At 71.8% G+C, this 14,248-nt stretch carries 15 protein-coding genes; 7 read left to right on the top strand and 8 right to left on the bottom strand.

Annotated elements, in window-relative coordinates; genetic code table 11:
* Positions 1-4 precede the first annotated feature (4 nt).
* Positions 5-1,015 carry a zinc-binding dehydrogenase gene (locus ACMXN5_RS16840; protein WP_439675954.1) on the bottom strand — a complete coding sequence of 337 codons (1,011 nt, stop codon included), beginning with the start codon at positions 1,013-1,015 and terminating at the stop codon, positions 5-7.
* Positions 1,016-1,161: 146 nt separating this feature from the next.
* Positions 1,162-1,686: a PadR family transcriptional regulator gene (locus ACMXN5_RS16835; RefSeq protein ID WP_439675953.1), complete on the bottom strand. Its 525-nt coding sequence runs from the start codon at positions 1,684-1,686 to the stop codon at positions 1,162-1,164.
* Between the two features lie 91 nt (positions 1,687-1,777).
* Here ACMXN5_RS16835 and ACMXN5_RS16830 point away from each other — a divergent pair, with 91 nt between their 5' ends.
* Positions 1,778-2,320: a hypothetical protein gene (locus ACMXN5_RS16830; RefSeq protein ID WP_439675952.1), complete on the top strand. Its 543-nt coding sequence runs from the start codon at positions 1,778-1,780 to the stop codon at positions 2,318-2,320.
* Positions 2,321-2,434: 114 nt separating this feature from the next.
* Here the strand turns inward: ACMXN5_RS16830 and ACMXN5_RS16825 are convergent, their stop codons facing one another.
* From ACMXN5_RS16825 to ACMXN5_RS16805, 5 genes are all read right to left on the bottom strand, one after another.
* Positions 2,435-2,731 (bottom strand): hypothetical protein, encoded by a 297-nt coding sequence (locus ACMXN5_RS16825; RefSeq protein ID WP_380003388.1) that lies wholly within the window; start codon positions 2,729-2,731, stop codon positions 2,435-2,437.
* Between the two features lie 96 nt (positions 2,732-2,827).
* A complete protein-coding gene (locus ACMXN5_RS16820) occupies positions 2,828-3,802 on the bottom strand; it encodes a hypothetical protein (protein WP_439675951.1) in 975 nt (324 codons plus the stop codon).
* Positions 3,803-3,805: 3 nt separating this feature from the next.
* Positions 3,806-4,111 carry a hypothetical protein gene (locus ACMXN5_RS16815; RefSeq protein WP_439675950.1) on the bottom strand — a complete coding sequence of 102 codons (306 nt, stop codon included), beginning with the start codon at positions 4,109-4,111 and terminating at the stop codon, positions 3,806-3,808.
* A gap of 455 nt (positions 4,112-4,566) precedes the next feature.
* On the bottom strand, positions 4,567-5,523 hold the full coding sequence (locus ACMXN5_RS16810; RefSeq protein ID WP_439675949.1) for a pirin family protein: 957 nt from the start codon (positions 5,521-5,523) through the stop codon (positions 4,567-4,569).
* Between the two features lie 428 nt (positions 5,524-5,951).
* Complete coding sequence (locus tag ACMXN5_RS16805) at positions 5,952-7,139, bottom strand: ROK family protein (protein ID WP_380003384.1); 1,188 nt, start codon at positions 7,137-7,139, stop codon at positions 5,952-5,954.
* Positions 7,140-7,355: 216 nt separating this feature from the next.
* Between ACMXN5_RS16805 and edd the strand changes: the two genes are divergently transcribed.
* From edd to ACMXN5_RS16775, 6 genes are all read left to right on the top strand, one after another.
* The gene (edd, locus tag ACMXN5_RS16800; protein WP_439675948.1) at positions 7,356-9,245 is read left to right on the top strand and encodes a phosphogluconate dehydratase; all 1,890 of its coding nucleotides are present in this window, start codon (positions 7,356-7,358) and stop codon (positions 9,243-9,245) included.
* Positions 9,242-10,261 carry a glucokinase gene (gene glk, locus ACMXN5_RS16795; protein ID WP_439675947.1) on the top strand — a complete coding sequence of 340 codons (1,020 nt, stop codon included), beginning with the start codon at positions 9,242-9,244 and terminating at the stop codon, positions 10,259-10,261. Before edd ends, glk begins: the two co-directional genes overlap by 4 nt.
* Positions 10,258-10,878 (top strand): bifunctional 4-hydroxy-2-oxoglutarate aldolase/2-dehydro-3-deoxy-phosphogluconate aldolase, encoded by a 621-nt coding sequence (eda, locus tag ACMXN5_RS16790; RefSeq protein ID WP_439675946.1) that lies wholly within the window; start codon positions 10,258-10,260, stop codon positions 10,876-10,878. The genes glk and eda overlap by 4 nt, the downstream gene beginning before the upstream one ends.
* A 293-nt stretch (positions 10,879-11,171) precedes the next feature.
* Entirely contained in the window at positions 11,172-11,768 is a 597-nt protein-coding gene (locus ACMXN5_RS16785) for a guanylate kinase (protein ID WP_439675945.1), read from the top strand.
* Positions 11,765-12,655 carry a DUF1932 domain-containing protein gene (locus ACMXN5_RS16780; protein WP_439675944.1) on the top strand — a complete coding sequence of 297 codons (891 nt, stop codon included), beginning with the start codon at positions 11,765-11,767 and terminating at the stop codon, positions 12,653-12,655. Before ACMXN5_RS16785 ends, ACMXN5_RS16780 begins: the two co-directional genes overlap by 4 nt.
* A gap of 93 nt (positions 12,656-12,748) precedes the next feature.
* Entirely contained in the window at positions 12,749-13,063 is a 315-nt protein-coding gene (locus ACMXN5_RS16775; protein WP_439675943.1) for a hypothetical protein, read from the top strand.
* A gap of 7 nt (positions 13,064-13,070) precedes the next feature.
* Here the strand turns inward: ACMXN5_RS16775 and ACMXN5_RS16770 are convergent, their stop codons facing one another.
* Positions 13,071-14,144: a PP2C family protein-serine/threonine phosphatase gene (locus ACMXN5_RS16770; RefSeq protein ID WP_439675942.1), complete on the bottom strand. Its 1,074-nt coding sequence runs from the start codon at positions 14,142-14,144 to the stop codon at positions 13,071-13,073.
* Positions 14,145-14,248 lie beyond the last annotated feature (104 nt).

Genomic DNA, 14,248 nt, shown 5'->3' with positions numbered 1-14,248 from the left:
CCGCTCAGCCCTCCGTCAACCCGACGAGTTTGCCCACCGTACGGCCGAGTTCCATGTCGGAGTGCGCGCGGCGGATGTCGTCGAGAGCGTACGTGTGGATCGGCCCGAGGCTGATCCGCCCGGCGGCGATCTCGTCGAGGTAGCGCTGCAACACGTCGGCGGGCAGATCGCCGCTCTCGCCGCCGTAGGCGGTCAGCCGCACCCCCTTCGGGAGGTAGCCGATCGGATAGAAGTCGGGCACGATCCACTCGTTGGACAACATCCCGGTGAAGCACACCGTCCCGTGCACCCGGGTGGCGGCGAGGGTGTCCGGCAGGGTCGGCGTCCCGACCAACTCCAGTGCCGCGTCGACCCCTTCGGGATACAGCGCGCGTACGGCGGCGGCGACGGCACCGTCGTCGACCAGGACGTGGTCCACCCCCTGGGCCCGCAGCACCTCGACGTTCGCGGCGCGGCGCGTGGTCGCGAGCACCGTGGCGCCGATCCCCTTGGCCAGCGCCGCAGCGGCCAGGCCCACGGAGGAGGTCCCGCCGCGGATCAGCAGGCTCTGCCCGGCGCCCAGGTCCAGCCCGGTGGTCAACGAGCCGTACGCCGTCTGCAACGTCTCCGGAACCGCGCCGATCACGTGCCAGGGCAGGTCCGACACGAACCCGATCACTTGGTCCACGGGTACGAGCGTGTACTGCGCATAGCCCCCGTCGTAGGTCCGCCCCATGTCGCCCATCATGGTGGCCACCTGCTGCCCGACCACGAGGCCGCTGTCGGCGTCGGCCGGATCCAGCGCGTCCACGACCCCGACCGCCTCGATCCCCGGCACCCGGGGAAACGTCACGCCTTCGGCCAGTCCGAGCCGGGTGTGCAACTCCGAACGGTTCAGCCCGAACGCCTTCACCGCGATCCGCACCCACCCCGGACGCACCTCGGGCACGGCCGGGTCCCGCAGCACCAGGTTCTCCACCGGTCCGGGTCCGGTCAGCACCACGGCCCGCATCGTCGCGGCCACTTCCACCTCCATGGCAAAGGATCAAGGCACAACGTCGCAGGCGTAACGGGGCGGGGGGATCCCGGCATTCCGCGAGCGACGGCACGTCGACCCTTCGCCACTCGGCCGCCGTCGATCGGTAGGCGCCCCGTCCGTCGGCAGGCACCCACCGCGCCCCCTCACGTCGTCGGCGGCGCCACCTGTTCCGCCGCCCACTCCGCCCAGTCGCGCTGCATCTGCGACAGGCGCAGGCCGTACTCCAGCGCGACGCGGCCGTACATCGACAGCGGGCTGTCGTCCCAGGGCACGTTCGCCTCCACATCGCGCAGCCCCGCGTTCCGCTCGGCCGCGACCTCGGCCTGGGCGGCCAGGTATGCCCGGGCCTCCGCCGGGGCGAGGGTGTCGAGGAAGAAGACGCGCAGGAGCATGCTGCTGCGCCTGACCCGCTCGGGTTCGACCTCGACCAGCCAGTGGCGCAGTTCGGCCCGGCCGCTCTCGGTGATCGAGTATTCCTTGCGGCCGCGCGGACCCTCCGCGGTCACGTCGAGCAGGCCCTCGGCGGAGAGTTTGCCCAGCTCGCCGTAGACCTGGCTCTGGGTGGCGGGCCACGCGTTGGCCAGCGACGTTTCGAAGGACTTCAGCAGGTCGTAGCCGCTGGCCGAGCGATTCGCGAGGAGTCCGAGGAGTGCGTGACGGAGGCTCATGACGCGAACTTTACCACTCAGGATTGACATGTCGAAGTAGGAACGTCAAAGATTGACCTGTCAGCAGCGGAGTGTCGAGCAGAGGAATCCCATGAACTACGTCCGCAACTTCGCTCCGTGGATCGTCTTCGCCGCCATCCCCTCGACGCACTGGCAGTGGGGCGCGCTCGCCGCGCTGGCCGCCACCGTGCTGATCGCCGCCCAGGACCACCGGGCGGGGCGCGGAGTCGACCTGCTCGCCTACAGCACGGCGGTCTTCTTCCTGGTGCTGACCCCGGTCGCGTTCGCCGTGCCGGACTCCGGCTTCCACCGCTATGTCGGGGCGGCCTCGTTCGCCTGGCTGGCGCTCACCGCCTGGGGCTCGATCGCCGTCGGCAACCCGTTCACCCTCGTGATCGCCCGGCGCTCCACCCCACGTGAGATCTGGGGCCTGCCGATGTTCCGCCGGGTCAATGTGGTGATCGCCGGCGTATGGGCCGCGAGCTTCACCGTCACGGCGGTCGCGCTCTATCTGATCAAGGCGAACGACCTGGCCGGCGGGGTGGCCATCGCCGCCCAGGCGGCCGGATTCGTGCTCCCGGCGATGTTCACCGCTCGCTACCCCGCGCTCGTCCAGGCCCGGTACGCCGGATGACATCGGCCACCCCGCGAACGGCGCAGGACAAGCCGCCGACCGCAGGCACGGTGCGGGTGGAGTGACTCGACGGGCCGGGCGACCCGATTCCGGTGCGGGTCGCCCGGATCCGACTCAGCTGAACGTGTCGCTGACCGCGTTGACGCCGGCCGTCACGAAGTGGTCGACCAGCTCGGAGAGCGAGGACGCGACCTGCGTACCGGACAACATCACTCCGGCCACGAACGCCAGGATCAGGCCCAGGAGTTTGTAGCCCTTGTGCGTGACCATGTAGAAGAGGATGAAGATGATCAGGATCGGGACCCCGACGGTCACCCCACGACCGACACTGCTCGTCTCGGTCGTCACCGCCTGGAAGTTGGCGATGTGTTCGGGCGCGGCAGCGGCCACGGCGCTCAGCGACATGTGCATGATTCCCCTCCGGTCCTGCGGTCGTCCGCCGGTCCCTGTTTGCCTTGGCGTACCCGTGATATGACGGTTCGTAAGCTACTCACGTCGCGCGCACCGTCATCCGCCACCGATGGGGATGGTCGCCCCGGCCATCAGGCCGGCCAACACCCAGGCCCAGCGCATGAGTCGCACCAGGGGCCATTTGGCGCTGATGATCACGATCCAGAAGCCGGCCATCAGCCACAGGCAGAAGGCCGCCATGAAACCCGCCTCATGGGAGCAGTTCACCAGGAGACCGGCGCCGTAGTAGGCGGCCAGGCCGGCGGGAACCAGCATGACCAGGTCGGTACCGCTGAACGGCCGGGAGGGTCCGATCATGCCGCCGGGACCGCCCGGGAACGGCGGCGACACTCCGGGTTTATCCGAAGTCCCGCCCTGTGTGCCGGAATCGGCCGATCCACCGGCTTCGTCCCCGGCCGCCGAGCCGCGGCGGACGAAGCGGGCCAGGCCGGACGCCGGACCACTCGCGGCGGCGGGTGCCGCGTCGCCGGCGCCGAGCGCGCCCGCCGCGCCCGTTCCGGCCGCCTTGGCGGAGCGGCGCCACGGCGGCTTGCGCGCGGGCGGGGTCGAAGTCGCCGGTGCCGCGGGAGCGTTGTTCCGCCCCGGGTCGCGGGGTTTCATCACGTGCCGCACCGTGGGACGCGGGGAACCGCCTGCGGGGTCGGTGCCACGCTCGGCCGGAGCCCGCGTGCTCTCCGAGTACCGGGCCGAGTCGGGGCGTTCGCCGGCGCCGCCCCGCCCGGGGCGCGCGTCGGGACCGCTCTTGCGCTCCGTCGTACGCCGGGACTCGGTCGCGGCCGCCGCGCTCCGCTCGCGCTTCCGACGCTCCCGCAAGTCGCGCCGCCAGGAGGGCTCTTCGTCCTCGTGTCGCGGGCTGCGCGACGCGCGGGCGGATCCGCGCGCGGGTTCGTCCCGGGGCGCGGGGAATGCCGGTTCCTCGTCCTCGGGATCCGAGAGGTGGCGCCATCGCCGCAGGTCGCCGAGCCGAAGTCCGCGTGCTTCGGGGGGCGGTGGCGGTTCGTAGCCGCTCATCGCCTATCCACCTCCCGACTGACGTGGGCACGGCTTGCAGGACCGGCTGTGCCGGTATGCCGCCAGTATCCACGGCACCGCGATCGCGATGGCGAAGAACTCGCCGTCTCGTGCCCGGCCGCGGATATGCAGAACGACCGCGAACACCGCGGCGGTTCCGAGGATGAGCATGGTCAGCGCGTTGGAGTGCACGATGCGCAGTGCCAGCCAGTTCGCGGACGAGGTCCGAGTCTTGACCGTGCGTTCCTTGAACTTCTTGCGCCAGTCGTCGGCCATCAGGGCCTCCGGGACCCGGCGCCGGCGGTCCACGAAAGAATCGCGAAAGCGCCGGTGGACGACCCGAGCGGGAACGGACCGGTTCCGATCGGTCGATCGGCGAAATACGAGGCGTGGGGCGGCCGTCGGTCACCGTCGCCGATGCCGTGTGCCACCCGGGAGGGCCGGAACATACGCGGACTCCTCTCGTCCGGTGTCACATCGCGCCCGTCGACCGGAGCCACAGCGACCCGGCGGCGGAGCTCACGGTGGTGAGGTGACGGCTCCACTCCTGTTTCCGCAGGCCGCGCCCATGGCGCGGCAAACCGTTACGTTCCATTTGACCTTGTTCAGTGTGGCCAGTGGGCGGGACAGCGTCAAGGGGCGACCGGTCGGCTGCATTGCGTAGCCCACGCGCCCGCCCCTTTGAGGCATTCCCTTGCACTCTAAGGGCTCTGACGGTGTGTCAGATCCCCTGCCGATGATCTTCGGCCACTGTTGAGACGTCGTCAGATCCGGTCCGCCGGGATCCGGCCCATGCGACCGGCCTTGAAGTCGTCGAACGCCTGCGCCAGTTCCGCGTGCGTGTTCATCACGAACGGGCCATACCAGGCCACTTCCTCCCCGATCGGCTGCCCGCCGAGAACGATCACCTCGAGGTTGGGCTTGTTCGAATCCTGGCGCGTGTCCGCCTGGAGGTCGATCGTGTCGCCGGCGCCCAGGACCGCGAGCCGGCCGGTTTCGATCGGTCGCCGATCGGTTCCGACGGTCCCGGAACCGGAGAGGACGTACACCAGCGCGTTGTAGTCCTTGCGCCACGGCAGCGAAAGTCGCGCGCCCGGGTTGACCGAGGCGTGCAGCAGGGTGATCGGGGTGTGCGTGATACCCGGACCGTCGAAGCCGCCGACGGAGCCGGCGATCAGCCGGACCAGGGCGCCGCCGTCGTCCGAGGCGAGCAGCTTGACGTCGCCCGCGCGAATGTCCTGGTAGCGCGGGTCGCTCATCTTCTGCACGGACGGCAGGTTGACCCACAGCTGGATGCCGTGGAAGAGCCCGCCACTGGTCACCAGCGCCTCCGGCGGCGCTTCGATGTGCAGCAGGCCGGAGCCGGCCGTCATCCACTGGGTGTCGCCGTCGGTGATCACGCCGCCGCCGCCGGCCGAGTCCTGGTGGACGAACTCGCCGTCGAGGAGATAGGTGACCGTCTCGAAGCCCCGGTGCGGGTGCCACGGGGTGCCCTTGGGCTCGCCCGGCGCGTACTCCACCTCGCCCATCTGATCCATCATGATGAACGGGTCGAGGTAGGTCTGGTTGACGCCCGCGAAGGCGCGCCGCACGGGGAAACCCTCACCCTCGACCCCGCTCGGGGCGGTGGTGACGGCCAGTACGGGACGCGGACGGGCGTCGAGCGCGGGCTCCGGCAGACGCGGCAGAGCCAGCGGGTTGGCAACGGTGACGGCGGGCATGGCCTGCTCCTCGGGACGAGTACGGTCCGGCTTTCCCGGTCCTTGCACGCCTCAACAGTAGTTGCTCGCTCAACATTCCCCGCGCGGAGGGTCTGGTTTGGGGGGTGGTTCCGGGCGGAGCGAGGGGATGGCGCTGTCGTGGCGGCGAGCGGGGGCGCATTGGGGTACACGGGCGCTCCGCGGCCGGGATCGGTCGCCGCGCTGCGCCGTGGTGCGCGTCCGCTACGCGGATGAGGAGCGGGTCGAGGTCGCCGCGAGCGGAGCGGAGCGCGTCCGCTCCGCGGCCGAGGGGCGGGTCTGGGTCGCTGCGAGCGGGTCCGTGTGCCGGGGCGTGGCGGCCTGCGGGACGTGGCACAGTCGCCGCGCCGAGCTACGGTTCGCCACCGCCGCGCGGCCGGGCGGGACCCGGTGAGCGGTCCGGCTCGGGTTCAGGCCGGGAGGGCTCGGTTCACGCTGGGGAGGGCTCGGCCGCCGGCGAGGCGGGCGAGGGTGGTGTCCACCGAGTCCGGGGACAGGATCTGGTCCAGGGCCATGAACGCGCAGCCCGTGAGGCCCGCGGCCTCGCCCAACACGCTCGGCACGATGCGCAGTTCGCGCGTGGCCACCGCCGTGGACCGCCGATAGACCACCTCACGCACGCCGGCCAGCAGCGGATCACCCGCGTCGGCGAGGTCGCCGCCCAGCACGACCACCGCCGGATTCAGCACGTTGACCACGCTCGCCAGCACCTCGCCGAGCATCCGCCCCGACTCGCGCACCAGCCGCACCGCCTCGGGCTGGCCGGCCGCCGCCAAGGCCACCACGTCGCGCACGCTGGAGACCTCGCGGCCGTCCGGGAAGCGTGCCCCGTGGGCGGCCAGCGTCTCGATCAAGTGCCGCCCGCTGGCCAGGACTTCGAGGCAGTCCACGTTGCCGCACCAGCAGCGCACCCCGGTACCGCCGGCGACCGGGATGTGGCCGATCTCGCCGGCCGCGCCGAGCGCGCCCCGGTAGACCTTGCCGTCGGCGACTATCCCCGCGCCGATCCCCGTGGACGCCTTGACGAAGACCAGGTCGCCCGCGTCGGCCCGGGCCCGATACTCGCCCAGCGCCATCACGTTCACGTCGTTGTCCACGTACACCGGTACCGGCAACCGGCGTTGCAGGGTCGGCGCTATCGCCACCCCGTCCCACCCCGGCAGCGTCGGCGCACCCGCGGCGCGCCCGGTGTCCAGCTCGACCGGCCCGGGCACGGCGACCCCGACCCCACGCACGCGCGCCGGGTCGAAGCCCTCCTCGGCGAGCATCGTGTCGATCCAGTCCGGCAGTCCGGTGAGCACCGCGTCGGGGCCGCCCTGCGCGGCCATCCGGGTCTCCCGGCTGGCCAGCACCCGGCCGGTCAGATCGCAGACCGCGAGTTGGCCTCGGCTGCTGCCGAGCGAGGCGGCCAGTACCAGGCCGCCCTCGGGGTTGAGTTCGAGGCGGATCGGGGGCCGGCCGCCGGTGGACACGCCGTCGGCGCGTTCGGCGAGCAGTCCGGCGTCCACCAGTTCGTCGATCCGGGCCGCCACGGCGGATCTGGACAGCCCGGTGAGCCGGGCGACGTCCGCCCGGGTCTCGGCATCACCTTCACGCACCAGGCGAAGTACCTCGCCTGCACTGCTGTGCGGGATGGGATTCGCGCGTCGGGCCATGTCGTCCAGTGAACCAGGGCGGCTTTCCCTCGGTCAAAGCCCTAAGTTCACTACTTCGACACCCGAGCGTCACTCTTTTGCTTGCCAAGAAGCAAAAGTACCCCTAGTTTGGTACCCGAACCGGCAGAGCCCGCCGAAGACAGCAGGGGCACGAAGATCGTGAGCGAGCAGAGGATCCACCCGACGGTGGCCGCAGTGACGGAGCGCATCGCGCGCCGCAGTGCCGCCACGCGTTCCGCCTACCTGGAGCGGATCCGAGCGGCGGCCTCCGAGAAGCCCGCCCGCGGTCAGCTCGGCTGCGCCAACTTCGCCCACGGCTTCGCCGCGTGCTCGCCGAGCGAGAAGCTGGGCCTGCGCGGCACCGGCCCGCAGGGCCCGGTCAAGCCGAACGTCGCGATCGTCTCCTCCTACAACGACATGCTCTCCGCGCACCAGCCGCTGCGGACCTACCCCGAACAGCTCAAGGCCGCGGTCGCCGCGGCCGGCGGCGTGGCCCAGTTCGCCGGCGGCGTACCCGCCATGTGCGACGGGATCACCCAGGGCCGCGCGGGCATGGAGCTGTCCCTGTTCAGCCGCGACGTGGTCGCGATGGCCGCCGCCGTGGCGCTCGCGCACGACATGTTCGACGGCGCGCTGATGCTCGGCGTGTGCGACAAGATCGTCCCCGGCCTGGTGATCGGGGCGCTGTCGTTCGGACACCTGCCGACCATCTTCGTGCCCGCCGGTCCGATGTCCTCGGGCCTGCCGAACAAGGAGAAGGCCCGGGTCCGGCAGCGCTTCGCCGAGGGCAAGGTCTCCCGCGAGGAACTGCTCGACGCCGAGGCCGGCGCCTACCACGGCATCGGCACCTGCACCTTCTACGGCACCGCGAACACGAACCAGCTGGTGATGGAGGTGCTCGGGCTGCACCTGCCGGGCGCCAGCTTCGTGCACCCCGACCAGCCGCTGCGCAAGGCGCTGACCGACGAGGCGGGCCGCCGGGTCGCGGCCACCACCTCGCTCGGCGACCCGACCTCGCTGGTCCGCGACTACACGCCGATCGGCGAGGTGCTGGACGAGAAGGCCTGGGTCAACGCGGTCGTCGCGCTGCTCGCCACCGGCGGCTCCACCAACCACACGCTGCACCTGGTCGCGATGGCCGCCGCCGCCGGGATCACGCTCACCTGGGACGACTTCGCCGAGTTGTCCACGGCGGTGCCGCTGCTGACCCGGATGTACCCGAACGGTCCGGCGGACATCAACCACTTCCACGCCGCGGGCGGCACCGCGTTCCTGATCGGCACGCTGCTCGACGGCGGGCTGCTCAACGAGGACGTGCGCACCGTGGCCGGCGACGGGCTCGCCCGCTACCGCCGCGAGCCGCAGCTCACCGAGGACGGCTCGATCGTGTGGGTGGACGGCCCGACGGAGAGCCTGGACCTGGACGTACTGCGGCCCTACGACAAGCCGTTCGCGCCCGACGGCGGACTGCGGATGTTGCACGGCGACCTCGGTCGCGCGGTGATCAAGGTGTCCGCGGTCGACCCGTCGCACCACGTGGTGAGCGCGCCCGCGCGGGTGTTCGACGGACAGGCCGACTTCCTGGCCGCGTTCGAACGCGACGAGTTGAACCACGACCTCATCGCGGTGCTGCGCTACCAGGGACCGCGCGCCAACGGCATGCCGGAGCTGCACAAGCTGATCCCCGCGCTCGGCGTGCTCCAGGACCGGGGCCACCACGTGGCGCTGGTCACCGACGGCCGGCTCTCCGGCGCGTCCGGCAAGATCCCGGCGGCGATCCACTGCACGCCCGAGGCGGCGGTCGGCGGCCCGATCGCGCTGATCCGCAACGGTGACATCGTGACCGTGGACGCGGTGGCGGGGACGCTGACCACCGAGGCCGACCTGAGCGGACGGCGGCCCGAGGGCGCGGCCCCGACCGACGCGGAATGGGTCGGCACCGGGCGCGAGTTGTTCACCGCGCTGCGCGCCGGGGTGGGCCCCGCCGACCTGGGCGCGGGTGTGTTCGGCGCGGTCGCGCCCGCGGCTTTCGACGGAGCGAGCGCGTGAACCCGACCGTGGCCCCACCGACCCCCGACCGCCCGTGGCTGGTCGCCGACATCGGCGGCACCAACGCCCGCTTCGCCGTGCTCACCGAGCCCGGCGGCCGACCCGAGCACGTGCTCGGGCTGCGCAGCGAGGACCACGTGGACTTGGCCGCGGCGATCGAGGACTACCTGGACCGCTCCGGCGCGGCCCGGCCGAGCGCGATCTGCGCGGCGGTCGCGGGCCCCGTGCACGGCGACCGGTTCCGGCTGACCAACGGCGCGTGGGTGTTGTCCGTCGCGGAGACCCGGGTCAAGCTCGGCGTGCCGGACCTGTACCTGATCAACGACTTCGAGGCGCTGGCCCTGTCGCTGCCGCACCTGGCGGGCGAGGACCTGATCGTCGTCGGCGACCGACTCCCCGACCCGACGCTGCCGATGGCCGTACTCGGCCCCGGCACCGGACTCGGCGTGGCCGGCCTGGTGCCGATCCCGGGCGGCGGCTGGGTGCCGCTGCCGGGCGAGGGCGGGCACGTCCTGCTGCGCCCGGCGCACGGCCCCGACGCCGCGGCCCTGGAGGTGCTGCGCGACGAGCGCGGCGGCCTGGGCACGGTCACCGCCGAACACGTGCTGTCCGGCCCGGGACTGTGCCGGCTGCACCGCTGCACGGCGGCGGTACACGGGGTCGTGGCCGAGGCGCTGAGCCCGGCCGACATCTCGGCCCGCGCGCTCGACGGCTCCGACAAGGTGTGCGTCGCGACGGTCGAGACCTTCTGCCGACTGCTCGGCACCTTCGCCGGTGGGGTGGCCCTGACGATGGGCGCTCGCGGCGGTGTCTTCCTGGCCGGGGGCATCCTGCCCCGGATCACCGAGATGCTGCTGGAGAGCGAGTTCCGGATGGGCTTCGAGACCAACCCGACAATGGCGCCGTACCTGCACCGCATCTCCACCGCGCTCGTGGTGGCCCCGCATCCGGCTCTGCGCGGCGCGTCCGCGTGGCTGGAGGCGCGCAGCACTCGACCCATGGAGGTGGCGGCGTGAGCACGTCCGCTCTTGACCTGGCACCGGTGATCCCGGTGGTGATCGTGGACGACGTGGAGTCGGCCGTACCGCTGGCGCGCGCGCTGGTGGCGGGCGGGCTGCCGGCCGTCGAGGTCACCCTGCGCACGCCGGCCGCCCTCGGCGCGATCGAGCGGATCGCGGCCGAGGTCGAGGGTGCGTTCGTGGGCGCCGGTACGGTCCTGACGCCGGACCAGGCGAAGGCGGCGGCCGACGCCGGCGCACGCTTCCTGGTGACGCCGGGCTGCACCGAGACCCTGTACGGGGCCCTGGTCGACACCGGCCTTGCCATCCTGCCGGGCACGTCGACCGTGTCCGAGGTACTGGCGCTGCGCGAACGCGGCGTCCGGGAGATGAAGTTCTTCCCGGCCGAGGCCGCGGGCGGCGCGCCGTTCCTGAAGTCGCTGGCCTCGCCGGTGCCGGACGTGCGCTTTTGCCCGACGGGCGGAATCACCCCGGCCTCGGCCCCGACCTACCTGGCGCTGCCCAACGTGGCCTGCGTCGGCGGGTCCTGGATGCTTCCCGCGGACGCGGTCGCCTCGCGCGACTGGTCCCGGGTGGAACAGCTCGCCCGCGAAGCCTCGGGGCTGCGCGGGTAGCAAAAACGTCCCCTGGCGCGCTCTGCCCTGAGGTGCGCCAGGGGCACGGACCGCGGATGGTGGGTCGTATGAGGGTTCGACCCACGAACGAGCAGGTCGTATGAGGGTTCGACCTGCGGAGACCGCGAATAGGGACCCGCTCTTCGGCGAGGAGAGCGGGTCTCTTCCTTTGTCCACGTCGGGGTCGCCGACGGCGCTCCGGAACAGTGCGTCGAGCGTGTCGAGCCGCACGAGTACCGTTGCCTCGTGGGAACCGCATGGGACAACTCGGAGCTCATGGGCGGTGGTCGGTGGTGAAGCCGCCATCCGCCGTGGTTCTGTACGGCCCGCCCGCATCCGGCAAGGACACGATCACGGGCGCCTTGGCCCGAGCGGATGACGCGTTCGTGCACTTCCGGCGGTTGAAAGCCGGGTCGGGCCGGACCACCGGGTACCGCATGACGGATGCCGAGACATTGGCGGACCTGCGGCACCGCGGACTCGTCGTCCATGGCAATCGGCGGTACCAGGCCGAGTATGCGACCGATACTCCCGAGCTGGACCGGCTCACGGCGCAGGGAAGCATCCCCGTGGTCCACGTCGGACAGGTCGAAGCGCTCTCCGCGCTCGCGGCCTATCCGGCGACGTGGACTCGGGTCCTGCTCTGGTGTCTTCGGGACGTCACCGCGAAGCGCTCGGCAAACCGAGGGGACTCCGACGGCGACGCCCGACTGAGGGCGTGGGCGGACACCTACGCAGACCTCGAAGCCCATCGCGACACGCTGTGGTCCCTGATCGTGCGGACCGATCACACGTCGGTGGAAGCCTCCGCCGAACTGATCAGGCAGACCGTGCGGGGCAGGGGGCCGGACCGGTTCACCGCTGTCCACCTGCTCGAGGGAGTCGGATGACCACGGTCGGCATCCTTCACCCGGGCAGCATGGGCGCGGCGGTGGCCGGCGAGCTGACCGCTCGCGGGATCACGAGCCTGTGGTGTCCCGCGGGCCGCAGCGCAGCGACGAGAGCACGGGCGATCAGGTTCGACCTCGAGCCTGTCGAGGAGCTCGGCGAACTGCTCGATCGCAGCGCGTGTGTGATCTCGGTCTGCCCACCCGGAGCGGCGGAATCGGTGGCTCGTTCGGTGGCCGAACGGCACTACTCCGGGCTCTACGTCGAAGCCAACGCGGTCAGCCCGGAGCGCATGGAACGCATGGCCTCATTCCTCGCCGCTGGAGGCGCCACCGTGGTCGATGGTGGCGTAGTCGGGTCCCCGCCTTCAAAAACCCGCTCGCCCCGGCTCTACCTGTCCGGCAGGGAGGAGGACGTGACTCGGGTCGCCGCTCTGTTCGCCGACACCCGGGTACAGGTGAAATGCCTTCCGGGCGGAATCGGGCAGGCATCCGGCCTGAAGCTGTCGTTCGCGAGCTACCAGAAGGCAAGCAGGGCTCTGGCCGCCTTGGCTCATGCCATGGCAGACGAGTATGGGGTCGGCGCCGAACTTCTGGACATCGCCGAGCATCACTCCGGGCGGCACCTCGCAGACCCGGACTACATCACCGATGTGGCCGCCAAAGCATGGCGGTGGGAAACGGAGATGAGAGAGGTGGCCGCAGCTCTGACCGCAGTCGGTCTGCCTGCCGGGATGGCCATCGGCGCGGCTGACGTCCTCTCCCGATGGGCGCCCGTGAGGGACGCCGAGCTCGACCCGATCGAGGCGATCAAGCAGCTGCGTACTGGGCTGTCCGACCGTCCGGATACGGCTGTGACCAGCGCAAACGTACCGGACAGCATCGAGTAGCGTTGTCCGCCCCGTCCCAGAACCCCGGGTCGGGGGATTGCTGGAACACCGGGATGCTTCCGCAATCCTCCGGGCCCGCGAGACGCTGGTCGGGTGATCGCGATCCCGGTCGGGCTGCTGACGCCGCCGATCGCCCGGGCCCAGGAGCAGGCCCAGGAGTCGCTGGGCCGGCTCGGCGGCATCCTCGGGGGCGGCCTGCGGGTGATCCGTACGGTCAAGGCCGCCGGTGCGGAGCGGCGCCAGGGCAACCGGGTGGTGGCCGAGGCTCGCGAATCGGCCCGGCACAGCGTGCGCGCGGTACGCACCGAGGCGATCGCCCGGACCATCGCCGGCAGCGGCATCCAGGCGGCTCGACCGGGTGTCGACCCGGTCGCCGCCCTGCGGATCGCCGACGGGCCAGCGGGCTGACCACGGGTTACGCCGACTGGTGGGTCGGCTCCAGGGCGCGGGCCGGCTTGACCACCTTCAGCAGCGGGCCGGTCAGGGTCACCGCCAGCATCGCCGCGTCGTCCTCCAGCTTGCCGCCCACGTGGGCGATCAGGGCCTGCTCGACCGCGTCCAGCATCCCGGCGGCGTCGTTGTGCGCGTAGGTCGCCAGATGTCGGCCCAGCGGGTAGAACACACCGGACGTGTCCCGGGCCTCGGTCACCCCGTCCGTGTGCATCAGCAGCACATCGCCCGGCCGGAACGGGACCGCCTCCACCGCCCGCGCCGTGGCCGCCGGCAGCAGGCCCATGCCCAGCGGCAGACCCGCCTCGCCGATCACCTCGCCCACCGTGCCGCCGCGCACCAGCAGCGGCGACGGATGGCCGCACGCCAGCACCTGCATCGTGCCCTCGCCGGGACACAGCTCGACCATCACGGCGGTCACGAAGTCCTCGGTGCCCAGTTGCCGGTTCAGGCTGCGATCCACCCGGGCACCGACCTCCGCCAGCGTCGGCGCGTCGTAGGCCGCCTCGCGGAACGCGCCGAGCGTACGGGCCGCCATGTCCACCGCCTCGAGCCCCTTGCCGCGCACGTCGCCGAGCAGCACCCGCACCCCGTACGGGGTTTCCAGCACCTCGTACAGGTCGCCGCCGATCGACGCCTCCTCGGCCGCCGCCCGATAGCGCACCGCGAAACCGAACCGGCCGATCGCCCGGGGCACCGGCCGCAGCAGCGCCCGCTGGGCCACCTCCGCCACCGACTGCACACGATGCAGCCGGGCGTCCTGGCGCCGCCGCTCCCAGCCGACCCAGCACCCGAACAGCGTCACGATCAGGATGGCCGCCGAGACGCCGGTGGTGGACTTGTCCCCGCCGCCGCCGTACACGTGCGGGTTCAGCAGGAGCCGGGTCGCCAGCGCCACCACCCCGGCCGTCGCGGTCAACCACGGCCGATAGGCCATCGCCACCACCGCCGGGACCGCGATCAGCACCGCGTGCATGTCCAGGTAGTCCGGGGCGAACGCCCGACTCACCAGGACCGCCACGTACAGGCCCACTGCCACCGGAACTGCTCGACGAGCGGGAAGCGCCAGGGCAGGCATGTATCGGGACCTTTCGTTGTCGCGCAGGAGGGGACGGGCCGACGACCGACGCGATCCATGGTCAC

The organism is Embleya australiensis (genome assembly GCF_051903075.1).
Classification (GTDB): domain Bacteria; phylum Actinomycetota; class Actinomycetes; order Streptomycetales; family Streptomycetaceae; genus Embleya.
The sequence above is the reverse complement of the archived record's forward strand: the minus strand, read 5'-3'. Positions and strand labels throughout refer to the sequence as shown.